This window comes from Pseudomonas sp. GYB4201, assembly GCF_056312595.1.
This window is the reverse complement of record NZ_JBWGIG010000046.1, coordinates 1-25,116: the sequence shown is the minus strand read 5'-3', so window position 1 is coordinate 25,116 and position 25,116 is coordinate 1. Positions and strand designations below refer to the sequence as shown.

Annotated in this window: 28 protein-coding genes; 23 read left to right on the top strand and 5 right to left on the bottom strand. The window is 62.8% G+C overall.

Features of this window, described 5'->3' with window-relative positions; translation table 11 throughout:
• Positions 1–10 precede the first annotated feature (10 nt).
• The 4 genes from AC0Z2B_RS28525 (at position 11) to AC0Z2B_RS28510 (ending at position 2,174) form a co-directional block, all read left to right on the top strand.
• Positions 11–331, top strand: a complete 321-nt coding sequence (locus AC0Z2B_RS28525) for a PA4575 family protein (RefSeq protein ID WP_416426968.1) — start codon at positions 11–13, stop codon at positions 329–331.
• A gap of 205 nt (positions 332–536) precedes the next feature.
• Positions 537–1,025 (top strand): TIGR00645 family protein, encoded by a 489-nt coding sequence (locus AC0Z2B_RS28520; RefSeq protein ID WP_027981200.1) that lies wholly within the window; start codon positions 537–539, stop codon positions 1,023–1,025.
• 103 nt (positions 1,026–1,128) lie between these two features.
• Complete coding sequence (locus AC0Z2B_RS28515; protein WP_416426967.1) at positions 1,129–1,434, top strand: DUF6482 family protein; 306 nt, start codon at positions 1,129–1,131, stop codon at positions 1,432–1,434.
• 122 nt (positions 1,435–1,556) lie between these two features.
• Entirely contained in the window at positions 1,557–2,174 is a 618-nt protein-coding gene (locus AC0Z2B_RS28510) for an FKBP-type peptidyl-prolyl cis-trans isomerase (protein ID WP_476301125.1), read from the top strand.
• Positions 2,175–2,276: 102 nt separating this feature from the next.
• Here AC0Z2B_RS28510 and AC0Z2B_RS28505 read toward each other — a convergent pair whose 3' ends face one another.
• From AC0Z2B_RS28505 to AC0Z2B_RS28495, 3 genes are all read right to left on the bottom strand, one after another.
• A complete protein-coding gene (locus AC0Z2B_RS28505; protein WP_158153825.1) occupies positions 2,277–2,519 on the bottom strand; it encodes a PA4570 family protein in 243 nt (80 codons plus the stop codon).
• 139 nt (positions 2,520–2,658) lie between these two features.
• The gene (locus AC0Z2B_RS28500) at positions 2,659–3,000 is read right to left on the bottom strand and encodes a zinc ribbon domain-containing protein YjdM (protein WP_476301123.1); all 342 of its coding nucleotides are present in this window, start codon (positions 2,998–3,000) and stop codon (positions 2,659–2,661) included.
• Between the two features lie 171 nt (positions 3,001–3,171).
• A complete protein-coding gene (locus tag AC0Z2B_RS28495) occupies positions 3,172–4,140 on the bottom strand; it encodes a polyprenyl synthetase family protein (protein ID WP_476301120.1) in 969 nt (322 codons plus the stop codon).
• Positions 4,141–4,379: 239 nt separating this feature from the next.
• Between AC0Z2B_RS28495 and rplU the strand changes: the two genes are divergently transcribed.
• From rplU to AC0Z2B_RS28465, 6 genes are all read left to right on the top strand, one after another.
• The gene (rplU, locus tag AC0Z2B_RS28490; protein ID WP_007950961.1) at positions 4,380–4,694 is read left to right on the top strand and encodes a 50S ribosomal protein L21; all 315 of its coding nucleotides are present in this window, start codon (positions 4,380–4,382) and stop codon (positions 4,692–4,694) included.
• Positions 4,695–4,728: 34 nt separating this feature from the next.
• Positions 4,729–4,986 (top strand): 50S ribosomal protein L27, encoded by a 258-nt coding sequence (gene rpmA / locus AC0Z2B_RS28485; RefSeq protein WP_003281574.1) that lies wholly within the window; start codon positions 4,729–4,731, stop codon positions 4,984–4,986.
• Positions 4,987–5,171: 185 nt separating this feature from the next.
• Positions 5,172–6,395, top strand: coding sequence for an Obg family GTPase CgtA (gene cgtA, locus AC0Z2B_RS28480; protein ID WP_416426963.1), 1,224 nt, complete (start codon positions 5,172–5,174; stop codon positions 6,393–6,395).
• Between the two features lie 204 nt (positions 6,396–6,599).
• On the top strand, positions 6,600–7,718 hold the full coding sequence (gene proB / locus AC0Z2B_RS28475; protein WP_416426962.1) for a glutamate 5-kinase: 1,119 nt from the start codon (positions 6,600–6,602) through the stop codon (positions 7,716–7,718).
• Positions 7,719–7,727: 9 nt separating this feature from the next.
• Positions 7,728–8,192 (top strand): CreA family protein, encoded by a 465-nt coding sequence (locus AC0Z2B_RS28470; protein ID WP_476301118.1) that lies wholly within the window; start codon positions 7,728–7,730, stop codon positions 8,190–8,192.
• Between the two features lie 471 nt (positions 8,193–8,663).
• Positions 8,664–9,419: an autoinducer binding domain-containing protein gene (locus tag AC0Z2B_RS28465; protein WP_476301116.1), complete on the top strand. Its 756-nt coding sequence runs from the start codon at positions 8,664–8,666 to the stop codon at positions 9,417–9,419.
• Between the two features lie 69 nt (positions 9,420–9,488).
• Here AC0Z2B_RS28465 and rpsT read toward each other — a convergent pair whose 3' ends face one another.
• Positions 9,489–9,764 (bottom strand): 30S ribosomal protein S20, encoded by a 276-nt coding sequence (gene rpsT, locus AC0Z2B_RS28460; RefSeq protein WP_027981210.1) that lies wholly within the window; start codon positions 9,762–9,764, stop codon positions 9,489–9,491.
• Between the two features lie 254 nt (positions 9,765–10,018).
• Between rpsT and murJ the strand changes: the two genes are divergently transcribed.
• The 6 genes from murJ (at position 10,019) to ispH (ending at position 17,368) form a co-directional block, all read left to right on the top strand.
• A complete protein-coding gene (murJ, locus tag AC0Z2B_RS28455) occupies positions 10,019–11,557 on the top strand; it encodes a murein biosynthesis integral membrane protein MurJ (protein WP_476301114.1) in 1,539 nt (512 codons plus the stop codon).
• Positions 11,558–11,665: 108 nt separating this feature from the next.
• Entirely contained in the window at positions 11,666–12,619 is a 954-nt protein-coding gene (gene ribF / locus AC0Z2B_RS28450; RefSeq protein ID WP_476301112.1) for a bifunctional riboflavin kinase/FAD synthetase, read from the top strand.
• A 1-nt stretch (position 12,620) separates the two neighbouring features.
• Positions 12,621–15,452, top strand: a complete 2,832-nt coding sequence (gene ileS, locus AC0Z2B_RS28445) for an isoleucine--tRNA ligase (protein WP_476301110.1) — start codon at positions 12,621–12,623, stop codon at positions 15,450–15,452.
• Complete coding sequence (lspA, locus tag AC0Z2B_RS28440) at positions 15,445–15,960, top strand: signal peptidase II (protein ID WP_416426956.1); 516 nt, start codon at positions 15,445–15,447, stop codon at positions 15,958–15,960. Before ileS ends, lspA begins: the two co-directional genes overlap by 8 nt.
• Positions 15,953–16,390: an FKBP-type peptidyl-prolyl cis-trans isomerase gene (fkpB, locus tag AC0Z2B_RS28435; protein ID WP_416426955.1), complete on the top strand. Its 438-nt coding sequence runs from the start codon at positions 15,953–15,955 to the stop codon at positions 16,388–16,390. Before lspA ends, fkpB begins: the two co-directional genes overlap by 8 nt.
• Before the next feature lie 33 nt (positions 16,391–16,423).
• Positions 16,424–17,368, top strand: coding sequence for a 4-hydroxy-3-methylbut-2-enyl diphosphate reductase (gene ispH / locus AC0Z2B_RS28430; RefSeq protein WP_476301108.1), 945 nt, complete (start codon positions 16,424–16,426; stop codon positions 17,366–17,368).
• Here ispH and AC0Z2B_RS28425 read toward each other — a convergent pair.
• Positions 17,348–17,863, bottom strand: a complete 516-nt coding sequence (locus tag AC0Z2B_RS28425; protein ID WP_476301106.1) for a GspH/FimT family pseudopilin — start codon at positions 17,861–17,863, stop codon at positions 17,348–17,350. The two genes, ispH and AC0Z2B_RS28425, sit on opposite strands and share 21 nt — an antisense overlap.
• Before the next feature lie 143 nt (positions 17,864–18,006).
• Here AC0Z2B_RS28425 and AC0Z2B_RS28420 point away from each other — a divergent pair, with 143 nt between their 5' ends.
• The 7 genes from AC0Z2B_RS28420 to thiO are packed head-to-tail and all read left to right on the top strand — an operon-like array spanning position 18,007 to position 24,874.
• Positions 18,007–18,471, top strand: coding sequence for a GspH/FimT family pseudopilin (locus AC0Z2B_RS28420; RefSeq protein ID WP_476301104.1), 465 nt, complete (start codon positions 18,007–18,009; stop codon positions 18,469–18,471).
• The gene (gene pilV / locus AC0Z2B_RS28415; protein WP_476301102.1) at positions 18,468–18,953 is read left to right on the top strand and encodes a type IV pilus modification protein PilV; all 486 of its coding nucleotides are present in this window, start codon (positions 18,468–18,470) and stop codon (positions 18,951–18,953) included. Before AC0Z2B_RS28420 ends, pilV begins: the two co-directional genes overlap by 4 nt.
• The gene (locus tag AC0Z2B_RS28410) at positions 18,950–19,672 is read left to right on the top strand and encodes a PilW family protein (protein ID WP_476301100.1); all 723 of its coding nucleotides are present in this window, start codon (positions 18,950–18,952) and stop codon (positions 19,670–19,672) included. Before pilV ends, AC0Z2B_RS28410 begins: the two co-directional genes overlap by 4 nt.
• A gap of 10 nt (positions 19,673–19,682) precedes the next feature.
• Entirely contained in the window at positions 19,683–20,198 is a 516-nt protein-coding gene (locus tag AC0Z2B_RS28405; protein WP_476301098.1) for a pilus assembly PilX family protein, read from the top strand.
• Positions 20,188–23,307 carry a pilus assembly protein gene (locus AC0Z2B_RS28400; protein WP_476301096.1) on the top strand — a complete coding sequence of 1,040 codons (3,120 nt, stop codon included), beginning with the start codon at positions 20,188–20,190 and terminating at the stop codon, positions 23,305–23,307. Before AC0Z2B_RS28405 ends, AC0Z2B_RS28400 begins: the two co-directional genes overlap by 11 nt.
• Positions 23,308–23,319: 12 nt before the next feature.
• Positions 23,320–23,745 carry a type IV pilin protein gene (locus AC0Z2B_RS28395; protein WP_476301094.1) on the top strand — a complete coding sequence of 142 codons (426 nt, stop codon included), beginning with the start codon at positions 23,320–23,322 and terminating at the stop codon, positions 23,743–23,745.
• A 25-nt stretch (positions 23,746–23,770) separates the two neighbouring features.
• Positions 23,771–24,874: a glycine oxidase ThiO gene (thiO, locus tag AC0Z2B_RS28390; RefSeq protein ID WP_476301092.1), complete on the top strand. Its 1,104-nt coding sequence runs from the start codon at positions 23,771–23,773 to the stop codon at positions 24,872–24,874.
• The last annotated feature ends 242 nt before the right edge of the window (positions 24,875–25,116 follow it).

Sequence of the window (25,116 nt, the reverse complement as noted above, 5' to 3'; positions counted from 1 at the left end):
GAGCGACGCCATGCCGCGCAACCTCAGCCTTACTCGCCAATGCCTGGGTCTGGTGACCCGAATCGAATGCAGCATACGCCCACTGGCCGGTGATACCGGGATGTGGACACTGCTTTTTGCCGCTGGCATGGCCGGCGAACAACCCTCCGCCATCAAGTCCCAGGGGCCTTTCCCCGGCCCCACCGTGGCCGAGTCGGTGATGGAGGCCATCGTCGACAGCCTGACGCTGCATGGATACCAGGTGGCGGGTGACCCGCAGATCTGGTCGCTGCACTTGCAGGCGCAGCTGCGCAAGATCAACGGCGAGCGCTGTCACCGCTGTTCGTCCTAGCGGGCGCCCCGCGCACCGTAGCCGCTGCCGCCAGGCTGCGCTGGCCCGTGTGTACGCTGAAGATTTTCAGTGAGGCATGGGGACAGCGCAGCCTGCGGCAGCGGCTACGGGTTTTGTGGCAGTGACGGAGTGTCGCAATAAGGCGGGCAATGTGTCTGCGCAGGTATAATCGCGTCCCGATTTTACCGCCCAGGTGCAGTTTTCAATGGAACGCTTTATCGAAAAAACCATGTACGCCTCGCGCTGGTTGCTGGCGCCGATCTACGTGGGCTTGTCCCTGGGGCTGCTGGCGCTGGCCCTGAAGTTCTTCCAGGAGGTCTTTCACGTCATCCCCAACGTGTTCTCCATGGGCGAGGCCGACCTGATCCTGGTGCTGCTGTCAATGATCGACATGGCGCTGGTGGGTGGCCTGCTGGTGATGGTGATGCTCTCGGGCTACGAGAACTTCGTCTCGCAGCTGGACGTCGACGAAGGCGAGGAGAAGCTCAGCTGGCTGGGCAAGATGGACTCCAGTTCGCTGAAGATGAAGGTGGCCGCATCCATCGTCGCCATCTCCTCGATTCACCTGCTGCGCATGTTCATGGACGCGCGCAACATCGAGCCGCAATACCTGATGTGGTACGTGATCATCCACATGACCTTCGTGGTGTCCGCGTTCGCCATGGGTTACCTGGACAAGATCACCAAGCACTGACCGACAGCTATCGGACGGGCGGCGTGGCGGCCGCCTTGTGCTTTGTGCGCCGCTGTACGAAAAATGAGCGGTGACATCCATTCGAATTACCTGAGGTGCAGTCATGAATTTTCAGGAACTGACCACCCACGCCAATGCCGGCATGATCGACGAGCTCAACCTGATCTCGCTCGAAGGCGGCATCTACCTGCTTGAAGCCCGCATGCACGGCAAGTCCCACCCGCTCAACGACGCCACCGGCCACGCCTTGCACCTGCGCTCGGTGGAGCACGCCCGCGACCTGCTGCAGACCCTGCCGGCCATGCCGTTCCACCTGGTGCACGGCTCGGTGCACGACGAGATGTGCGGCCTGGGCGACAGCGCCGAGGAAGACCTGCGCGTGCCCATCTCCTTCCGCTCCCGCCACTGACGGCCCAGGCAGGCTGGACTGGCCACTTCAGTGTGCTAGTCTGCTTGCCCTTTTGGTTTGGGCCCGGGGAGGCAGGCGACGTCATGGTTGCCCGCTGCCGGGCCCTGCAGCGGAGCACGAAGATGTCCGAAGTAAACCTGTCCACCGACGAAACCCGCGTCAGCTACGGCATTGGCCGTCAGCTGGGTGACCAGCTGCGCGACAACCCTCCGCCGGGTGTCAGCCTGGACGCCATCCTGGCCGGCCTGACCGACGCCTTCAATGGCCAGCCAAGCCGCGTCAGCCAGGAAGACCTGTCTGCCAGCTTCAAGGTCATTCGTGAAGTGATGCAAGCCGAAGCGGCTGCCAAGGCCGAAGCGGCCGCTGGCGCTGGCCTGGCGTTCCTGGCTGAAAACGCCAAGCGCGACGGCATCACCACCCTGGCTTCGGGCCTGCAGTTCGAAGTGCTGACCGCCGGTGAAGGCGCCAAGCCTTCGCGCGATGACAGCGTGCGCACCCACTACCACGGCACCCTGATCGACGGCACCGTGTTCGACAGCTCCTACGAGCGTGGCCAGCCGGCCGAGTTCCCGGTCAGCGGCGTGATCGCAGGCTGGACCGAGGCGCTGCAACTGATGAACGCCGGCAGCAAATGGCGCCTGTACGTGCCAAGCGAACTGGCCTACGGTGCCCAGGGCGTTGGCAGCATCCCGCCGCACAGCGTGCTGGTGTTCGACGTAGAGCTGCTGGACGTACTGTAAGCACTACTCACCCGTAGCAGCGGCCACCAGGCCGCGTCCCAGGCGCCGCGGACTCGCGGTGGTGGCGGACGCAGCCTGCGGCAGCTGCTACGGGGGCAGGGTTCAATGCAGGCTGCTTACCGGGCGCAACGCTCGGGCATAGCAGAACAGAAACAGGTTGCGCACCAGCTCCTTGAGCACGATCGGCTCGCTGGAACTCAACCCCGACAGGTCCAGGTCACCCTGGTCGCGCAGTTCGTCCAGCGCTTCTTCTTCCAGCACCGCACACACTTCGCCCGTCTCCCGATGGAGGATGCGCAGGTAAGGGTGTGGCCGGTCCAGCCAGGCGTCGATGAGATAGGTCATGATGATTCTCCTTGAAAGCGTTCAATGAGAATAATTCTTATTCAAAGAATAGCAAGGATCTATCGCGTCAATTTTGTCGCGGCGGGGCGGGGGAGGTGGGCGGAGGCCGCAGCGGGCAGCCTCGCAACCATTCGTCGGCTCAGACCTTGCGGACGAATTCGGACTTCAGCTTCATCGGGCCGATGCCGTCGATCTTGCAGTCGATGTCGTGATCGCCGTCGCACAGGCGGATGTTCTTCACCTTGGTGCCGACCTTGACCACCAGCGAAGTGCCCTTGACCTTGAGGTCCTTGATCACGGTGATGGTGTCGCCGTCCTGCAGCACGTTGCCTACCGCGTCCTTCTTCACCGAGTCATCGCCAGCCGCCTCGGCTTCACCGCTGGCCGACCATTCGTGGGCGCATTCCGGGCACACCAGCTGGGTGCCGTCCTCGTAGGTGTATTCGGAGTTGCATTTGGGGCAGGCAGGCAGAGTGCTCACGCGGGATCCTCGGTGCGGGCAAAATAAAGGCGCGCATTGTATAGGGTTTTTAACCCAAGGAGGAGCCGAAAGCACCGTAGCCGCTGCCGCAGGCTGCGCTGGCCCCCTAGTACACTGCAGATTTACAGTGAGGATGAGGGCAAGCGCAGCCTGGCGGCAGCGGCTACAGGATCAGTGCGTACGGGCTACGGCGAATTCGCTCAGCTCGACCAGCGCATCGCGGTATTCGCTGGGCGGCAGCACGTCGAGGCAGGCAATGGCGCGCTTCACGTAGTCACGGGCCAGGTTGGCGGTGTAGGCCAGGGCGCCGGAGCTTTCCACGGCGGCGCGGATGCTTTCCAGGTCCTCGATGCCACCTTTCTGGATGGCACGACGCACCAGGGCAGCCTGCTCGGCGGTGCCTTCGCGCATGGTGTAGATCAGCGGCAGGGTCGGCTTGCCCTCGGCCAGGTCGTCACCGACGTTCTTGCCCAGGGTTTCGGCGTCGCCCTTGTAGTCCAGCAGGTCGTCGACCAGTTGGAAGGCCACGCCCAGGTGGTCGCCGAAGGTGCGCAGCGCTTCGGCCCGCTCTGGCGTGGCTTCGGCCAGGGCCGCGGCGCTGTGGGTGGACGCTTCGAAGAGCATCGCGGTCTTGCCGCGAATAACTTCCATATACACTTCTTCGGTGGTGCTGGCGTCGCGAACCTTGGATAATTGCAGCACCTCGCCCTCGGCGATGACGCGCGTGGCCTGGGACAGGATGCGCATGACCGGCATCGAGCCCAGCTCGACCATCATCTCGAACGAGCGCGAGTACAGGAAGTCGCCTACCAGCACGCTGGGGGCGTTGCCCCACATGGCGTTGGCGGTGGAACGGCCACGGCGCATGCCGGACATGTCGACCACGTCGTCGTGCAGCAGGGTGGCGGTGTGCAGGAATTCGATGGTGGCCGCCAGCAGGCGCAACTGGTCGCCTTCGCGCCCCAGGGCCTTGCCGCACAGCAGCACCAATAAAGGACGCAGGCGCTTGCCCCCGGCCGACGTGATGTAGTCACCGATTTTCGACACCAGCGGTACGCGCGAAGTCAGTTGCTTCTTGATGATGACGTCGACGGCGTTGAAATCGTCCGCCACCGCGCGGTAGAAAGCTTGGGGTTGCATCAGCGACAGGTGCTCCAGAAGGGTTGCGCGGCATGCTAGGTCTCAGGTCCGGCCCTGTCAAGGCGCGATGGACGGCCTATTGCAAGGCGGGCGGGGCTTGCGTACAATCGCGCACCCTGAACTTCCTGGGCAGCACCTGCCTTACGCAATTGCATTTGGGTCGTTCCACCCCATGCAGCCATGCCAGCCGACACTCTACTTATAAAGAGCTGGGTGAGCAGGATTATCGGAGAAATACCATGTCTTACGCAGTAATTGTTACCGGTGGCAAGCAGTACAAAGTCGCCCCGGGTGAGTACCTGAAGATCGAGAAACTGGAAGTCGCCACTGGCGAATCCGTTACCTTTGATCGCGTTCTGCTGGTCGCCAATGGCGACGACGTCAACATCGGCGCACCAGTTGTTGCTGGCGCTACCGTTGTTGCTGAAGTGATCTCCCAAGGTCGTCACGACAAGGTTCGTATCATCAAGTTCCGTCGTCGTAAGCACCACATGAAGCGCATGGGCCACCGCCAGTGGTACACCGAGATCAAAATCACCGGTATTCAGGCTTAATTTCAGCCTAATTCCTCACTAGGAGAATTGACTCATGGCACACAAAAAAGCTGGTGGTAGTACCCGTAACGGTCGCGACTCAGAAGCCAAACGCCTTGGCGTGAAGATGTATGGCGGCCAGGCTATCAAAGCAGGCAACATCATCGTGCGTCAGCGCGGCACCCAATTCCACGCTGGCTACGGCGTTGGCATGGGTAAAGATCACACTCTGTTCGCTAAAGTCGAAGGCGTGATCAAGTTCGAAGTAAAAGGCGCCTTCGGTCGTCGTTACGTGAGCGTAGTCGCGGCCTAATCGCGAGTTCGCTTGGAAAGCCCTGTCTCGCGACGGGGCTTTTTCGTTTGTGGGGTGAGTCTCTTGCAAAGGTTTGCATGGGCCGCTGGCGCGAGTATCGTTGATGGGGTCCGCCGCGCTCATTTTTGCAAGAGCCTTATGTCTTTGCTTTTTTTGGCTCGTCCGTAAGGCGAGAGGCGTTTTTCATGAAATTTGTTGATGAAGTATCCATCCGGGTAAAAGCAGGCGACGGCGGCAATGGCTGCATGAGCTTCCGCCGGGAAAAGTTCATTGAGAACGGTGGCCCCAACGGTGGTGATGGTGGTGACGGCGGCTCGATCTACATGATCGCCGACGAAAACCTGAACACCCTGGTGGACTACCGCTACACCCGTCACTTCGATGCCGAGCGCGGTTCGAACGGCGGCAGCACCGACTGCACTGGCAAGAAGGGTGAAGACCTGGAGCTGCGCGTGCCGGTCGGCACCACCGTGATCGACGCGGCCACCCAGGAAATCATCGGTGACCTGGTCAAGGCCGGCCAGCGCCTGCTGGTTGCCCATGGCGGCTGGCACGGCCTGGGTAACACCCGTTTCAAGTCGAGCACCAACCGTGCGCCACGCCAGACCACGCCAGGCAAGCCGGGCGAGCAGCGTGACCTGAAGCTGGAAATGAAAGTGCTGGCCGACGTCGGCCTGCTGGGCCTGCCGAACGCCGGCAAGAGCACCTTCATTCGCTCGGTGTCGGCCGCCAAGCCGAAAGTCGCCGACTACCCGTTCACCACCCTGGTGCCGAACCTGGGCGTGGTCAGCGTCGACCGCTGGAAGAGCTTCGTCATCGCCGACATTCCTGGTCTGATCGAAGGTGCTTCCGACGGTGCTGGCCTGGGCATTCGTTTCCTCAAGCACTTGGCGCGTACCCGCGTGCTGCTGCACCTGGTCGACATGGCGCCGCTGGATGAAACCAGCCCGGCCGATGCCGCTGAAGTCATCGTCAACGAGCTGACCAAGTTCAGCCCGTCGCTGACCGAGCGCGAGCGCTGGCTGGTACTGAACAAGTGCGACCAGATCCTGGAAGAAGAGCACGAGGCGCGCGTCAAGGAAATCGTCGAGCGCCTGCAGTGGGAAGGCCCGGTCTACGTGATCTCGGCCATCGCCAAGGAAGGGACCGAGCGCCTGACTCGCGACCTGATGCGCTACCTGGAAGACCGTGCCGACCGCCTGGCCAACGACCCGGCCTACGCCGAAGAGTTGCGTGACCTGGACCAGCGCATCGAAGACGAGGCGCGCGCCCAGCTGCAAGCCCTGGACGATGCCCGTGCCCTGCGCCGCAGCGGCGTGAAGAGCGTCCACGACATTGGCGAGGACGACAGCTTCTGGGATGAAGAGGACGCTGAAGACGGTCCGGAAATCATCTACGTGCGCGACTGATTGGTGGTGTTTTCTTCGCGGGCAGAGCCCGCTCCCACGCGTTGAGGCCGGTCCCGGGCTCTGTGGGAGCGGGCTCTGCCCGCGAAGAGGTCGTAACTGACACACCGCTTGATGCAGGACCCGTAGTAAACTACAGCGCCGCTCCCCAGGGAGCGGCGTTTTGGTTTCTACGAATTAATTCTCCCGGGCATAGGTTGGAAGAACATGCGGAGCAAGGTGACGGGTGCGCAGCGCTGGGTCGTGAAAATCGGCAGCGCGTTGCTGACAGCTGACGGCAAGGGTCTGGACCGTGCCGCCATGGGCGTCTGGGTTGAGCAGATGGTGGCGCTGCACGAGGCTGGCGTGGAGCTGGTGCTGGTGTCGTCAGGCGCGGTAGCGGCCGGCATGAGCCGCCTGGGCTGGGCCAAGCGACCCAGTGGCATGCACGAGCTGCAGGCGGCTGCTGCCATCGGCCAGATGGGCCTGGTGCAGGCCTGGGAGTCGAGCTTTGCCGAGCATGGGCGGCACACGGCGCAGATCCTGCTGACACACGACGACCTGTCCGACCGCAAGCGCTACCTGAACGCCCGCAGCACCCTGCGCACCCTGGTGCAGCTGGGGGTGATCCCGGTCATCAACGAAAACGACACGGTGGTCACCGACGAGATCCGTTTCGGCGACAACGACACCCTGGCGGCCCTGGTGGCCAACCTGGTGGAGGCTGACCTGCTGGTGATCCTCACCGACCGTGACGGCATGTTCGACGCCGACCCGCGCAACAACCCCGATGCCCAGCTGATCTACGAAGCCCGTGCCGATGATCCGGCGCTGGACGCGGTGGCGGGTGGTACCGGTGGCGCGCTGGGCCGCGGCGGCATGCAGACCAAGCTGCGTGCCGCGCGCCTGGCTGCCCGTTCCGGTGCCCATACCATTATCGTTGGTGGGCGCCTGGAGCGCGTGCTGGACCGTCTCAAGGCTGGCGAGCGCCTGGGCACCCTGCTGTCGCCCGAGCGTGGCATGCTGGCAGCGCGCAAGCAGTGGCTGGCTGGCCACCTGCAGACGCGTGGCACCCTGACCCTGGACGCTGGTGCCGTGCAGGCCCTGCTGGAAGGTCACAAGAGCCTGCTGCCGGTAGGCGTGAAGGGTGTGCAGGGCGGTTTCCGCCGTGGCGAGATGGTGGTGTGCCTGGCGCCCGATGGGCGTGAAGTGGCGCGCGGCCTGGCCAACTACAGCGCTGCCGAGGCGCAGAAGATCATCGGCCAGTCCTCCGAGGTCATCGAGCGCCTGCTGGGCTACATCGCCGAGCCGGAGCTGGTGCACCGCGACAATCTCATTCTGGTCTGAGGAATACTCATGCGCGTGATCATCAAGGCGGCGGTCGGGCTGCTGCTGGCGTTGCCGTTGTTTGCCTTGGCCGAGGAAATTGGCCAGGTGTCGACGGTGTTCAAGTTCGTGGGCCCCAACGACCGTATCGTCGTCGAGGCCTTTGATGATCCCAAGGTGCAGGGCGTGACCTGCTACCTGTCGCGCGCCAAGACCGGTGGCATCAAGGGCGGCCTGGGCCTGGCCGAGGACCGTGCCGAAGCGTCGATCGCCTGCCGGCAGGTGGGGCCGATCCACCTGCTTGATGACCTGAAGGATGGCGAGGAGGTGTTCAAGGAGCGCACCTCGCTGGTATTCAAGACCATGCAGGTGGTGCGCTTCCTGGACAAGAAGCGCAACACTTTGGTGTATCTGGTGTACAGCGACCGCCTGATCGAGGGTAGCCCGCAGAATGCGGTGACGGCCATTCCGATCCTGCCCTGGGCCCAGCCATAACCGGGCCTGGTCTAACGGCTGCACATAACGGCGAGCATTGCTCGCCGTTTTTTATGTGCGGGATTAATGTGCGGGACTATTATTCCCTCTTGAATATTATTGTTATTAATTAATCTGTGATTAATAAGGGGGGTTGGTTTCCTTGGGGAAAGCACAGTATTGCTGCGGCGGAAATTTTGTTATGTGGGTTGCTGTCGGCTATTTTTCGAAAACATCTTTTTAACCCGTTGAAACAAAGCTTGGCGCCTTGATTCAATGCTGAATGTTCCCTCGCTATTCACTTTCCAGGGTTGCACTTCCCGGCTAATCCAAAGTGTTTCGGCGCATTGACACGTTTTCCGTCCATGCGTAGTGTCCCGCCCGTCGCACGCCGGCGCGACGGCAGGGCCCATGGGTCGTGGGTGTTGCCATGGAGGGGGATAGCGCTGTCCCCCTTGTAATGGTTGCAGTGTAAATTGAGTGCGAAATAATATGAAAAGCCGGATTTCGAATCAGTCGGTCGACAGCGTTCGTCTGTTGGAAAGTTCATTGCTGGCAGACTTTGCCTTGTTGGCGGGGCGTGCTCATCAGCGCGGTTGGGAGTTGCGATTGCGCCGGATATTGAAGCGCATGAGCTTTCGTTATTATTCGATGTCGTTTGGTTCGGTCAAGGGGGCCGAGCCTGTTCGCCCATTGACCAACTTCCCCAGTGGCTGGCTGGAGCATTATGAGCGTGAGCACTACCAGGACATCGATCCTATTGCTCGCCACTGTCGCCAGCACCTCAAGCCGCTGTTCTGGGAGCGTGCCCAGCGTCGCGCACGGGGGCGCACCAAGGAGTACTGGGAGGCGCTGGCGGCCGAGGGGTTGCAGGGTGGGGTCAGCATTCCGCTGCGCGGCAAGACGCTGGTGGGCGCGCTCAGCGTGGCGCATGTTGCGGGGGAGGGGGTGCAGGTTGGGCGTGACGACGACCTGGGCATGTTGTTCATGCTGGTGCCCTACCTGATCGAGGGTTTGCAGCGGCGCATGGTCATCGAACAGTCGCCAGAGACCTGCCTGACGCTCAAGGAGGCGGAGTGCCTGGGCTGGGCGAGCATGGGCAAGACCAGTTGGGAAATTGGTCGCATCATCGGCTGTGCCGAGCGCACCGTGGATTTTCACATTGCTAACGCGGGCCACAAGTTGGGCTCGACCAATCGCGGGCATGCCATCGGCATTGCCGTGTCTCAGGGCCTGATCACGTTTTAAGCGGTAGCTTTATCGCGGGCAACAAAAAACCGACCCTAGGGTCGGTTTTTTGGTACATCAAGCAATTGCTTAGGCGGCAGCCTGAACCAGTGCTTTGATGTGGCCATTCAGACGGCCTTTATGGCGAGCAGCCTTGTTCTTGTGGATGATGCCTTTATCGGCCATACGGTCGATAACTGGCACGGCCAGAACGTAAGCAGCTTGTGCTTTTTCGGCGTCTTTTGCGTCAATGGCTTTGACTACATTCTTGATGTAGGTGCGGACCATGGAACGCAGGCTGGCGTTGTGGCTGCGACGCTTCTCAGCCTGTTTAGCACGTTTTTTGGCGGAAGGTGAGTTGGCCACCGTCGAGCTCCTCGAAAGACTTTTTAAATAGCAAACAAAATAGGCCGCGAATCATGCCGATGACTGGATCTATTGTCAAGGGTGGGTGAGACGTTCCGCTGAGTGGTCACTCTCCAGAGTGAAGTGATTCACTTCTGGCGCATGACCTGTAAACTCGCGAGTTTTGGCTCTGCCTGCTGATGCGGCGCGGAGTATCGCACAGTTGGGCGCATTCTCGCGCTGCTCTTTCGTCCAGAAGGCAGAAAAATCTTTCGATGAATCTTCTCAAGTCACTGGCTGCGGTCAGCTCCATCACCATGATCTCGCGGGTGCTGGGCTTCGTGCGCGACACCCTGATCGCCCGTATCTTCGGCGCCGGCATGGCTACCGACGCCTTTTTCATTGCCTTCAAGCTGCCCAACCTGCTGCGGCGGATCTTCGCCGAAGGGGCTTTCTCCCAGGCCTTCGTGCCGATCCTGGCCGAGTACAAGAGCCAGCAGGGCGAGGAGGCCACGCGCACCTTCATTGCCTATGTAGCCGGCATGCTGACTCTGGTGCTGGCCCTGGTGACGGTGGCGGGGATGATCGCCGCGCCGTTCGTCATCTGGGTCACGGCCCCGGGTTTCGCCGACACGCCGGAAAAATTCCAGCTCACGGCTGACCTGCTGCGGGTGACCTTCCCCTATATCCTGCTGATCTCGCTGTCATCGTTCGTCGGCGCCATTCTCAACACCTGGAACCGTTTCTCGGTGCCGGCCTTCACCCCGACGCTGCTGAACATCGCGCAGATCATCTTCGCGCTGTTCCTGACCCCCTATTTCCACCCGCCCATCATGGTGCTGGCCTGGGGCGTGCTGGCCGGTGGCCTGGCGCAACTGCTGTACCAGCTGCCGCACCTGAAGAAGATCGGCATGCTGGTGCTGCCGCGTTTCAGCTGGCGCGACACTGGCGCGCTGCGGGTGATGAAGCAGATGGGGCCGGCGATCCTGGGTGTGTCGGTGAGCCAGATCTCGCTGATCATCAACACCATCTTCGCCTCGTTCCTGGCGGCGGGCTCGGTGTCGTGGATGTACTACGCCGACCGGCTGATGGAGCTGCCGTCCGGCGTGCTGGGCGTGGCCCTGGGCACCATCCTGCTGCCCACCCTGGCCAAGACCTACGCCAACCGCGACCGCCAGGAATACTCGCGCATCCTGGACTGGGGCCTGCGCCTGTGTTTCATGCTGGTGCTACCGTGTTCCGTGGCCCTGGCGCTGCTGTCCGAGCCGCTGACCGTGGCGCTGTTCCAGTACGGCAAGTTCGACGCCTTCGACGCCTCCATGACCCAGCGCGCACTGATTGCCTACGCGGTGGGCCTGCTGGGGATCATTCTGATCAAGGTGCTGGCCCCCGGCTTCTATGCCCAGCAGAACATCCGCACGCCGGTGAAGATCGCCATCTTTACCCTGGTGGCCACGCAATTGATGAACCTGGTGTTCATCGGCCCACTGGCCCACGCCGGCCTGGCCCTGGCTATCAGCGGCGGTGCCTGCCTGAACGCCGGGCTGCTGTTCTGGCAACTGCGCAAGCAGGACATGTTCCAGCCGCAGCCGGGCTGGATGAAATTTTTCGTCAAGCTGTTGCTGGCAGTAATTGCCATGGCCGCCGTGCTGCTGGGCTTGATGCACTATATGCCGGCCTGGTCCGACGGCCAGATGCTGGCGCGTTTCCTGCGCCTGGGCGCCCTGGTATTGACAGGCGTGGTAGTGTATTTCGGTGTGCTGTTCGCGTTCGGCTTCCGGCTGCGGGACTTTGCCCGCCGCGGGCTGGCCTGACCGTCCGGCGTCGGTTTTCCGGTTTAGTGCCCCATGGCGGGCGGTGGCGCCTGTCGCCAGCGCCCGTGTGTGGTTATAATCGGCCACTTTATGAGCAAGAAGCGCGTTATGCAGCTGGTTCGAGGCCTCCACAACCTGCGGCCCCAACATCGGGGCTGTGTCGCCACTATTGGCAACTTTGACGGTGTTCACCGTGGCCACCAGGCTATCCTGGCGCGGCTGCGCGAGCGTGCCCGGGAGCTGGGCGTGCCCAGCTGCGTGGTGATCTTCGAGCCGCAGCCGCGCGAGTACTTCGCCCCCGAGACGGCCCCGGCACGCCTGGCGCGCCTGCGTGACAAGCTCGCGCTGCTGGCCGAGGAGGGCGTCGACCGCGTGTTGTGCCTGGCCTTCAACCAGCGCCTGAGCAAGCTCAGCGCCGCCGAGTTCGTCGACACCATATTGGTCGATGGCCTGGGCGTGCAGCACCTGGAAGTGGGGGATGACTTCCGCTTCGGCTGCGACCGCCTGGGCGACTTCGACTTCCTGATGCAGGCAGGCGTGGTCCAGGGCTTCACCGTGGAAGCGGCGCAGACCGTCGAGCTTAATGGCGTGCGCGTCAGCAGCACGCAGGTGCGCAAGGCCCTGGCCGCCGCCGATTTTTCCCTGGCCGAGCAACTGCTCGGCCGCCCGTACCGCATTGCCGGGCGGGTGCTGCACGGCCAGAAGCTGGCCCGCCAACTGGGCTGGCCCACCGCCAACGTGCAGCTCAAGCGCCGTCGCGTGCCGTTTACCGGGGTATACCAGGTAAGCGCCGAAATCGACGGCACGCTATGGCCGGGAGTCGCCAACATAGGCGTGCGGCCAACCGTTGCAGGTGATGGCAGTGCCCACCTGGAAGTACATTTGCTGGACTTTGCCGGTGACCTCTATGGCCGGCGTTTGACGGTGGTATTCCACCACAAGCTGCGTGATGAGCAGCGTTTCGCCTCCCTTGAGGCGCTGAAGTCGGCGATCGATGCGGATGTCGCCGCCGCCCGAGCCTATGCCCTTGAGCATCGGCCAACTGCTAACCCAAGAGCCTGAAATGACCGACTACAAAGCCACGCTAAACCTTCCGGACACCGCCTTCCCAATGAAGGCCGGCCTGCCCCAGCGCGAGCCGCAAACTCTGCAGCGCTGGGACAGCATTGGCCTGTACCAGAAGCTGCGTGAGATTGGCAAGGACCGTCCAAAGTTCGTCCTGCACGACGGTCCTCCGTACGCCAACGGCAGCATTCACATCGGTCATGCGGTCAACAAGATCCTCAAGGACATGATCATCCGTTCCAAGACCCTGGCCGGCTTCGATGCGCCGTACGTGCCGGGTTGGGACTGCCATGGCCTGCCGATCGAGCACAAGGTCGAAGTCACCCACGGCAAGAACCTGGGTGCCGACAAGACCCGCGAACTGTGCCGCGCCTACGCCAGCGAGCAGATCGAGGGCCAGAAGGCCGAGTTCATCCGCCTGGGTGTGCTGGGTGACTGGGCCAACCCGTACAAGACCATGAACTTCACCAACGAGGCCGGCGAGATCCGCGCCCTGGCGGAAATGGTCAAGAACGGCTTCGTGTTCAAGGGCCTGAAGCCTGTGAACTGGTGCTTCGACTGCGGTTCGGCCCTGGCCGAGGCGGAAGTGGAATACCAGGACAAGAAATCCGACACCATCGACGTGGCCTTCAATGTCGCCGACCAGCAGAGCCTGGCCGACGCCTTCGGCCTGCCGGGCCTGGAAAAGACCGCCGCCATCGTCATCTGGACCACCACCGCGTGGACCATCCCGGCCAACCAGGCGCTGAACGTGCACCCCGACTTCACCTACGCCCTGGTGGACGTCGGTGACCGCCTGCTGATCCTGGCCGAAGAGCTGGTGGAAGCCTGCCTGAGCCGCTACGGCCTGACCGGCAACGTGATTGCCACCGCCAAGGGCTCGGCCCTGGAAAACATTCACTTCCAGCACCCGTTCTACCACCGCACTTCGCCAGTCTACCTGGCCGAGTACGTGGAACTGGGCGCCGGCACCGGCGTGGTTCACTCGGCGCCTGCCTACGGTGAAGACGACTTCGTGACCTGCAAGAAGTACGGCATGGTCAACGACGACATCCTCAACCCGGTGCAGAGCAACGGCGTGTACGTGGACTCGCTGGAGTTCTTCGGTGGCCAGTTCATCTGGAAGGCCAACCCGAACATCATCGCCAAGCTGGCCGAAGTCGGCGCGCTGATGAACACCGAGACCATCAGCCACAGCTACATGCACTGCTGGCGTCACAAGACCCCGCTGATCTACCGCGCCACCGCGCAGTGGTTCGTGGGCATGGACAAGCAGCCTGTCGAAGGCGCCACCCTGCGCAACCGCGCGGTCAAAGCCATCGAAGAGACCAAGTTCGTCCCGGCCTGGGGCCAGGCGCGCCTGCACTCGATGATCGCCAACCGTCCGGACTGGTGCATCTCGCGTCAGCGCAACTGGGGCGTGCCGATCCCGTTCTTCCTGCACAAGGAAAGCGGCGAGCTGCACCCACGCACCGTCGAGCTGATGGAAGAAGTCGCCAAGCGCGTTGAAGTGGAAGGCATCGAGGCCTGGTTCAAGCTGGACGCCACCGAGCTGCTGGGCGCGGAAGCTGCCCAGTACGACAAGATCAGCGACACCCTGGACGTGTGGTTCGACTCCGGTACCACCCACTGGCACGTGCTGCGCGGTTCGCACCCGATGGGCCACGAGACCGGCCCGCGCGCCGACCTGTACCTGGAAGGTAGCGACCAGCACCGCGGCTGGTTCCACTCCTCCTTGCTGACCGGCTGCGCCATCGACAACCACGCGCCGTACCGCGAGCTGCTGACCCACGGCTTCACCGTGGACGAGAACGGCCGCAAGATGTCCAAGTCGCTGGGCAACGTCATCGCCCCGCAGAAGGTCAACGACACCCTGGGCGCCGACATCATGCGCCTGTGGGTATCGGCCACCGACTACTCGGGCGAAATGGCCGTCTCGGACACCATCCTGCAGCGCAGCGCCGACGCCTACCGTCGTATCCGCAACACCGCGCGCTTCCTGCTGTCGAACCTGTCGGGCTTCAACCCGGCCACCGACCTGCTGCCGGCTGAGGAAATGATCGCCTTGGACCGCTGGGCCGTGGACCGCGCCCTGCTGCTGCAGCGCGAGCTGGAAGAGCACTACGGCGAATACCGCTTCTGGAACGTGTACTCCAAGATCCACAACTTCTGCGTGCAGGAGCTGGGTGGCTTCTACCTGGACATCATCAAGGACCGCCAGTACACCACCGGCGCCAACAGCACCGCACGCCGTTCGTGCCAGACCGCGCTCTTCCACATCTCCGAGGCGCTGGTGCGCTGGATCGCACCGATCCTGGCGTTCACCGCCGACGAGCTGTGGCAGTACCTGCCGGGCGAGCGCAACGAATCGGTGATGCTCAACACCTGGTACCAGGGCCTGACCGAACTGCCGGAAGGCTTCGAGCTGGGTCGCCAGTACTGGGAAGGCGTGATGGCGGTGAAGACCGCGGTCAACAAGGAACTGGAGAACCAGCGTGCGGCGAAAGCCATCGGTGGCAACCTGCAGGCCGAAGTCACCCTGTACGCCGATGAAGCCGTGAGCGCCGACCTGGCCAAGCTGGGCAACGAGCTGCGCTTCGTGCTGATCACCTCCAAGGCCACGGTCGCGCCGTTCGTCGATGCCCCGGCCGATGCCGTGGTCACCGAAGTGGCGGGCCTGAAGCTGAAGGTGGTCAAGTCCGGCTACACCAAGTGCGCCCGTTGCTGGCACTTCCGCGATGACATCGGCGTGAACGCCGAGCATCCGGAAATCTGCGGCCGTTGCGTCGACAACATCAGCGGTGCCGGTGAGGTACGTCACTATGCCTAAGGCCGATGCCGGGCGCTTCGGGCGCCTGGGCTGGCTCTGGCTGAGCGTGCTGGTCCTGGTCCTCGACCAGGCCAGCAAGTTCTACTTCCAGAGCAACCTGAGCCTGTACCAGCAGATGGTGGTCATTCCCGACTACTTCAGCTGGACCCTGGCCTACAACACCGGTGCCGCGTTCAGCTTCCTGGCTGACAGCTCGGGCTGGCAGCGCTGGCTGTTCGCGCTGATCGCCGTGGTGGTCAGCGCCGTGCTGTTGGTGTGGCTCAAGCGCCTGGGGCGCAACGAGAACTGGCTGGCCGTGGCGCTGGTGCTGGTACTGGGCGGCGCGCTGGGCAACCTGTACGACCGCATCGTGCTGGGCCACGTGATCGACTTCGTGCTGGTGCACTGGCAGAACCGCTGGTACTTCCCGGCGTTCAACCTGGCCGACAGCGCTATTACCGTGGGCGCCGTGATGCTGGCCCTGGATATGTTCAAGAGCAAGAAAACCGGAGAAGCGGTCAATGACTGAGCAGCGTATCGCTCAAAACACCGAAGTGACCCTGCACTTCGCCTTGCACCTGGAAAACGGTGACACCGTCGACAGCACCTTCGACAAGGCCCCGGCCGTGTTCAAGGTCGGCGACGGCAACCTGCTGCCAGGCTTCGAGGCCGCCATCTTCGGCTTCAAGGCCGGGGACAAGCGCACCGTGGTCGTGCCGCCGGAGAACGCCTTCGGTCAGCCCAACCCGCAGAACGTGCAAATCATGCCACGCTCCCAGTTCCAGGACATGGAGCTGTCGGAAGGCCTGCTGGTGATTTTCAACGACGCGGCCAATACTGAACTGCCTGGCGTGGTGAAAGCGTTCGACGACGCGCAAGTGACCGTCGACTTCAACCACCCGCTGGCTGGCAAGACCCTGAACTTCGAAGTGGAAATCATCGACGTCAAGGCTCTTTGAGCCTGACGCCAGCGCGCTGACACGAGGCCTAGCATGCAAATCAAACTCGCCAACCCCCGTGGCTTCTGCGCTGGCGTGGACCGGGCGATCGAAATCGTCAACCGCGCCCTGGAAGTCTTCGGCCCGCCGATCTACGTGCGCCATGAAGTGGTGCACAACAAGTTCGTGGTCGAAGACCTGCGCAACCGCGGGGCCATCTTCGTCGAGGAACTGGACCAGGTGCCGGACGACGTCATCGTCATCTTCAGCGCCCACGGGGTTTCCCAGGCTGTGCGCCAGGAAGCCGCTGGCCGTGGCCTGAAGGTGTTCGACGCCACGTGCCCGCTGGTGACCAAGGTGCACATCGAGGTCGCTCGCTACAGCCGTGACGGCCGCGAATGCATCCTGATCGGCCACGCCGGCCACCCGGAAGTGGAAGGCACCATGGGCCAGTACGACGCCAGCAACGGCGGCAGCATCTACCTGGTGGAAGACGAGAAGGACGTTGCCACGCTCGATGTGCGCAACCCCGACAACCTCGCCTTCGTCACCCAGACCACCCTGTCGATGGACGACACCAGCCGTGTCATCGACGCCCTGCGCGCACGCTTCCCCAACATCGGCGGCCCGCGCAAGGACGACATCTGCTACGCCACGCAAAACCGCCAGGACGCGGTCAAGCAACTGGCCGACGAGTGCGACGTGGTGCTGGTAGTGGGCAGCCCCAACAGCTCCAACTCCAACCGCCTGCGCGAGCTGGCCGAGCGCATGGCCACCCCGGCGTACCTGATCGACGGTGCCGAGGACATGCAAAAGGCCTGGTTCGACGGCGTGCAGCGCATCGGCATCACCGCCGGTGCATCGGCACCCGAAGTGCTGGTGCGCGGCGTGATCGACCAGCTGCATGCGTGGGGCGCGACGGGCGCCGAAGAACTGGACGGCCGCCCGGAGAACATCACGTTCTCGATGCCCAAGGAACTACGCGTCAAGGCGATCTGAACGTTGTACTGAACAAAGGGCCTCATGGGCCCTTTTGTTTGTCAGGTGCACGCGGCCGGACATGGCCACCACCACCTGATAATCGCTGTAGCCCAGCCCATCGCACACATGGATAGTACCGGCCAGAAAGCCGCCGCCTTCCAGCCTTCCCCAGCCATTGGCATTGAAGCGCACCTGCCCACGCACCGGGCCGTTGCCTTGCACCCGCACCTTGGGGTTGCCCTGGTGCACCCGTAGCACTGCCTCGTCAGGCGCCACCACGATCCGCCAGCCGTTGGCCCAGTTGCCTTCCAGTGGATGCATCAGCACATCGCGGCCACGCAGCACCGCCTCGCTGCGCGCGGCACGCAGGCTGTCGTGCAGCTCCTGCGCCAGCACCTGGCGGCGCAGCGCCTGGGTCATGCCCTGGTAGTGGGGCACGGCCAGATGCATCAGTACCCCGGCGACCGCCGTGGCGATCATCAATTGCAGCAGTGAAAAACCTTGTTGGTGCATGCCGGTGCTCCTTGCGTGGCAAAGCCGAGACGTCTTTGTACAGATGAACGCTGATCCCTCTGGAACAACCGTATATCCTGTGCCGTGCTTTGGCGCAGGCACTGCTGGTTTATAGTCCAGCGCATCCGGGGGGAGTGGGGAAAATGGATTCAAGACGTAATGGATTTACCATGGTGGAGCTGCTGATGGCGCTGGTGGTGTTGGCGATAATGGTGTCCCTCGCCTTGCCGTCGTACACCTCCATCATTTCCAAGAACCGGGCAGACACGGAAACCGGAGACTTTTACCGCGCACTCAATTACACGCGCCTGGAGGCGATCAATCGTGGTTTGAGCGTACGGGTTACCCCCGCAACTACAGGCGTATGGACCGGCGCCCTGAACATTACCCTGAGTTCTGCCGGTACCACCCTGCGTGTGATCCCGGCCATGGCGGCAAGCTCGGCCCTGTCCTTCAACACCGCGCCCGGCTATATCGAATTCAATAACCTGGGTGGGCTGGCGTATCCTGCCGCCGCGTTGACGCTGACCTACACCCAGGGGCCGGTGACCCGCAACTTGGGGGTGTGCCTGAACGGCAGGGTAGTATTGAACGGGACATGCTCATGAGCCTGAAACATTCCCAGCGGGCCTTTTCCCTGATCGAGGTCATGGTAGCTGTGCTGGTGCTCTGCGTCGGCTTACTAGGCGCGGCGGCAATCCAACTCAACGCGCTGAAATATACTGACAGTTCGTCCATGCGAACCCAAGCAAGCTTCATTGCCTATGACATGCTGGATCGTATCCGGGCCAACAACGCGGTGAACTATTCCCTGGCCTCCGCCAAGGCGGCGGCCACCACGACGGATCTGAGCAACCCCCGGCTGTTTGACTGGTCGGACTTCAAGGGCAATGTCGCCATTCTGGGGAGTTCGGCAGATGGCACTATCAGCATTGCCAACAACGTGATCACCATAACCATCACCTGGGATGACAGCCGCGCCGGGACGACGATCAATGCCATAAATGCCAACGCGGCCACTAACAGCGCCACCCTGCAGACCTTCACGCTGGTCTCCCGCGCCTTCAATAACGCCACGGTGACCCAATGAAGAAGCAGTCGGCCGGTTTCGGCCTGATCGAGTTGATGGTGGCATTGACCCTGGGGCTGATCATCCTGTTAGGCGTTTCGCAAGTATTCGTCTCGGCGAAAAATACTTACCTCAGTCAGAATTCCGCAGCTGCCATGCAGGAAGATGCGCGCTATGGCCTGAGCAAAATACTGCAGGAAGTGCGGATGGTCGGCATGTTCGGATGCATTGCCACCGTAACCCCTGATGCCAGTGCTCCCGACTACCTGCTCGCGGCAGCGACGCCCATCAGCTATGTCACCACGGGCACCACACAGGTGCTGACGCTGATCACGGGCGACGTTGGCAGCAATGGCGGCACGCCTAACTGGACGATTCTCACCGACTGTGTAAGCAGCCCGGCCACCGTGTATGGGGGGGCGAAGGCTGCGGGCACAGGGCAGATTGCCCTGCCCATCCGCAAGGTCATCTACACCTACAACAGTGCAACCCAGACGCTCACCACCACGGTCGCGGGAACTGCTTACACGCTGCTGAGCAACGTCAGTGCGTTCAACGTGTTGTTTGGCATGGCAACCGACACCAGCTTGAGCACCCCAATCAGTTCGTACAATGCCACGCCCACATTGCCGGGGCTGATTCGCAGCGTGCGAATCAGCATTACCCTGACCGATCCCAAAGGTCGCCTGCAGCCGCGCGCATTCTCGGCGGTGGCTGGCATTCGTAATCGCTTACCCTGACGGAGGCGCCATGAGCAATTTGCGACACATCCATCGCGCCCCAGGCGCACGCCGGCAACAGGGCATGGTGCTGCTTATAGCGCTGGTCATGCTCCTGCTGATCACCATGATCGGCGTCTCGTCCATGCAAAACGCGACGATGCAGGAAAAAATGGCCAACAGTGTGCAGACCCGTAACACCACCTTCCAGGCTGCCGAAGCCGCACTGCGCGTGGGCGAGAACGCGGTGGCTGCCACCTCGTACAGCCTCACGGCTTGCTCCGGCGTCGCCGGCTGCGCGCCGCCGCCAGCGTCGGACTACAACAACGTCACCGCGGCCGGGGTGTACGGCACTGCGGGCATCACCTGGGTCGCCGTGGGCACCACCGGTTTCTATGGCGTGCAATTGGTGGGCACCACCAGCGATCCGGTGAACAACACCTCGGGTACCACCAGCGCCTCGCTCTACCGCATCACGGCCATTGGTTTCACTGCCGTAGCCACGACCAACCCGCGCAGCGTGGTGGAGAGTATCTATGTCAAGTAAAAAGCAGCCATTGCCGCGGTGGCTGAGCCTGCTCATGGGGTTGGTGCTGACCCTGTTCATCGGCACCCCCGCTGACGCGTTCGCACCCTCGACCTCGCCGCTGTTGAGCGCTGCCGCCGTGCCGCCCAACCTCATGCTGCTGGTGGACAACTCCGGCAGCATGGACAGCATCCTGATGGACTCGGGCTTCAACTCGGCCCTCACATACCCGACCAGCTATTCGGTCACGCGCTCTTGCTTCCTGTTTGTCTGCGGTGGCTACGCGCCTGGCAGTGCCATCAGCAATGGCAGCGCCGACTACGTGTTCGTGGGCAATCTCAGCACCTCCTACTGCAGCAGCGGTCAATATTCGTTCTACAAGAACGCCACCACCGTGCTCTGCCTGACGCTGCCCGACCCCCGTGGCAGCGGCCTGACCCGCTACCCGATCAACTACATCAACTATCTGGTAGCGCAAGCCATCGCTGGCAACACCATCACGGTGACCAACAGCACGCGGATCCTCACGGCCATCAGCGTGGCCACCAGCCTGATCACCGCCAATCGGGCGCTGCGCATCGGCCTGGCCACCTTCAACCCGCCGACCAACTCCGACCCCGGCCCCGGCGGCAAGATCGCCCAGGCCATCAGTGACCTGTCGCCGGTGGCGGCAAGCGGTACGGTGACCGCTGTCAGCCAGGCCACGGCGGACAGCAACTTCAACAACCTGAAGAACTCCATCGCCGCGCTGACCGCCAGTTCAAACACGCCGCTGGCAGAGACCTACTACGAAATCACCCGCTACATGCGCGGCATGGCGCCGTATTACAACTCCACGCCCAACACCTATACCAGCCCCATCCAGTGGCGCTGCCAGAAAAACTTCGGCGTGGTCATCACCGACGGCCTGCCCACCTATGACCGGACGTTCCCGACCAACGATCCTCTGGGTGGCAAAAACCTGCCCAACTGGGACGGCATCAACAACGACGGCAACAACCTCAACGGCGATGCCGAGGGCGACACGCTGTACCTCGATGACCTTGCCAAGTTCGCCTACGACATCGACATGCGCACTACCAGCAACGGCACCGATGCCGCCGGCAAGAGCTGGGACGCGGTGGATTTCCCCACGCAGAACATGTCGACCTACGCCGTGGGTTTCACCGCCAGCAACCAGATGCTGCTCGACACCGCCAGCTATGGCCACGGCAAGTATTACCTGGCCACCGACAGCGCTACCCTGACCACCGCGTTGTCCTCGGCGTTGAGCGACATCACCTCCAAGGCGGGTTCCGGGGGCGCCGGTACCACTAGTTCATCCACCCTGAGCGCGAGCACCGCCTACTACCAGACCCTGTATGACCCGGTGGACTGGCGCGGCATCGTCAACAACTACCCACTCAGCAGCACCGGGGTCATCGGCACCACGCCCACCTGGACCACCAACACCAGCATGGCGGTGGGCACCATCACGCCGCTGTTCGAGTCGTACAACACCAGCACCGCCGCCCCCATCACCATGGCCTACGGCAACTACTCGAGCGCGCAGCAGGCGGTGCTCAACGCCAACCTGCCTACCGGCATCACCGGTGCCAACCTGGTGGCCTGGAGCCAGGGCACCAACATCACCGGGCTGCGCACGCGCAGCGTGCTGATGGGCGATATCATCAACTCGACCCTGGCCCTGGCGTCGCCCACCGCGCAAACCGCTTCGGACCTCACCAACGACACCACCTACACGGCCTACCTGGCCACCAAGGCCGCCGGCATGACCGCCAGCCTGGTGGTGAATGCCAACGACGGCTACACCAACGTCCTCAACGCCGCGACAGGCGCGCGGACCTACGCCTACATGCCCTCGACGGCGCTGGCATCGTTGTACAAGGTGTCGGACACCGGCTACATCAATGGCACTGCCCACGCGTTCCTCAACGATGGGCAGATAGGCATCTACGATGCGCAGATCAACAGCGGCTGGAAGACCCTGGCCCTGGGAGGCACCGGGGCCGGTGGCAAGGCCTACGAGGCTATCCAGCTGTACGACGCCACCGCCGGCAACGTGGTCAAGGCGCTGTGGGAATTGCGCCCCGACACCGCCACGGCGTTCGCCAACCTGGGTTACGCCTATTCGAAGCCGGAAGTGGCGCGCATGCCCGATGGCACCTGGGCCGCGTTCATCGCCAACGGCTATGGCAGCACCAAAGGCGTGGCTTCGCTGTTCGTGGTGAACCTGGCCACCGGTGCGCTGATCAAGGAGATCGTCGCCGAGAGCACCAATGGCAGCAATGGGCTGTCGTCGGTGAAGCTCAAGGTCAACGCCTCCAACGTGGTGCAGGCTGCCTACGGCGGCGACCTGCTGGGGCACATGTGGAAGTTCGACCTCAGCAGCACTTCCACGGCCAGCTGGGGCGTGGCGTTTTCCGGCAACCCGCTGTTCACCGCCCCAGGCGGCGCCAACCAGCCCATCACCGCGCAACCGCTGCTGATCAACAACACCACCAGCGGCAAGATGGTGTATTTCGGCACTGGCAAGCTGCTGGAAACAGCGGACAAGACCACCACCGCCGCCCAGGGGTTCTACGCGGTATGGGACGCCGACAACGGTGCCGGCAACTACACTGTGGCCAACTTGCAGCCCCAGTCGATAACTGCCATCACCACCGTGGGCACCAGCCAGTACTTGCTCACATCCACGACGGCCACCAACTATGCCTCGCTCAAGGGCTGGTACCTGCCGCTGGTGCTGGGTACCCAACTGACCGGCCAGCGGGTGATCTACCCGGCCCTGACCACCAACGGGCGGATCATCTTCACCACGGCCTACGTCGATACCACCGACCCCTGTTCCAGCCAGGGCTCGGGCTACCTTGTGGAGCTGGACGCCATCAATGGCAGCATGTTCAGCTACCCGGTGCTGGACACCACGGGGGATCTGCTGGTCAATTCCAGTGACACTATCGTCGCTGGGGTTTATTACTCGACGGGTATTCCCAACGTCAACGGCATCCTTTCCACCAATGGTGCCCAGGTGAAGATCGTCAACCTGTCCAGCGGCGAGAAAAGGTCCCAAGGGGAACTGGGGATTACCACGTCGCCGGGGCGGATCATGTGGCGGCAAATTCAATGAAGGAACATGAGCATGAATAGCAAGACACGCGGCTTTACCTTGATCGAGCTGATGATCGTGGTAGCAATCGTCGGCATCCTGGCCGCCATTGCCTATCCCTCCTACACCAACTACGTAAAGCGCACGCACCGCGCGGAAATTGTCGAGTTGATGTCGGAGACTGCGCAAAACCTCGAGCGCTGGAACTCGAAGTACGGTAGCTACGCAGATGTCACCACGGCGCCCACGGCAGTATTTACGCCGCCTTCGAGCAATGCGTGGTACTCGGTTGCCCTTTCGCGTCCCACAAGTACTACCTATTCGCTGACGGCCACGCCCATCGCCGGTACGCTGATGGCCTCTGATGCCTGCGGAACTTTTACCCTGCTTCAGGATGGTACCCGCTCTATTAGCGGCACCGGCTCTGGTGTCACCGTTGCGACCTGCTGGGGCCGTTGATCACCTTTTCACCCTTGGACCAAGCATGCCCACACAACAAGAACTGATCATCGTCGGCGGCGGCGTCATCGGCCTACTGACCGCCCTCAACCTGGCTCCCCACGTGGGCCACATCACCCTGCTAGACCGTTCAGGCGTGGGCCAGGAGTCCTCGTGGGCGGGCGGCGGCATCGTCTCGCCGCTGTACCCCTGGCGCTACAGCGCCGCAGTGACGGCGCTGGCGCATTGGTCCCAGGACTTCTACCCGCAACTGGGTGCGCGGCTGTTTGCCGACACCGGCATCGACCCCGAGGTGCATACCACCGGCCTGTACTGGTTGGACCTGCCCGACGAGGACGAGGCCCTGGCCTGGGCGGCGCGGCTGAACCGGCCGCTGAGCAAGGTGGATATTTCCGCCGCCTACGACGACGTGCCGGTGCTGGGCGGTGGCTACCGCAGCGCGGTGTACATGGCCGACGTGGCCAACGTGCGCAACCCGCGCCTGGTGAAGTCGCTGAAGGCGGCGCTGCAGGCCTGCGCCAACGTTAGCGTGCGTGAGCATTGCGAGGTGCGCGGCTTCCTGCGCGACGGGCAGGCGGTGGTTGGGGTGGACACGGCCGAGGGCGCGCTGCGTGCAGACCAGGTGGTGCTGACCGCTGGCGCCTGGAGCGGCGATCTGCTGGAAAGCCTGGGCGTGCGCCTGCCGGTGGAGCCGGTGAAGGGCCAGATGATTTTGTTCAAGTGCGAGGCGGACTTCCTGCCGAGCATGGTGCTGGCCAAGGGGCGCTATGCGATCCCGCGGCGCGACGGGCATATCCTGGTGGGTAGCACGCTGGAGCATGAAGGCTACGACAAGACGCCGACCGTCAGCGCGCTGGAGAGCCTCAAGGCTTCGGCCGTGGAACTGTTGCCGGCGCTGGCGCAGGCGACGCCGGTGAAACACTGGGCGGGCTTGCGGCCGGGGTCGCCGGAAGGCATCCCGTTCATTGGCCGGCTGGAAGGTTTCGAGGGCCTGTGGCTCAACTGCGGCCACTACCGCAACGGCCTGGTGCTGGCGCCGGCCTCGTGCCAGCTATTCGCCGACCTGATGCTGGGGCGTGAGCCGATCATCGACCCCGCCCCCTACAACCCCACCGAACGTTTGGCATAACCCCGTAGCAGCGGCCGCAGGCCGCGTCATGGCCGCCGCGTAGTTCCAGGAAAGTCGCGCGGGTCCTGGACGCAGCCTTCGGCAGCTTGTGTCTAGAAGAAGGAATAGAATCTGAGGTGAGAGCGGTGAATGGCAGGTTGTTCAGCAGCAGTGTTGATAAGCACGTGTAGCAGCAGAACCGCCATTCACCTCTCCGCTCTGGCTATAAGCCCGAACAGTTGAACGAGCCTACCTCGAACATC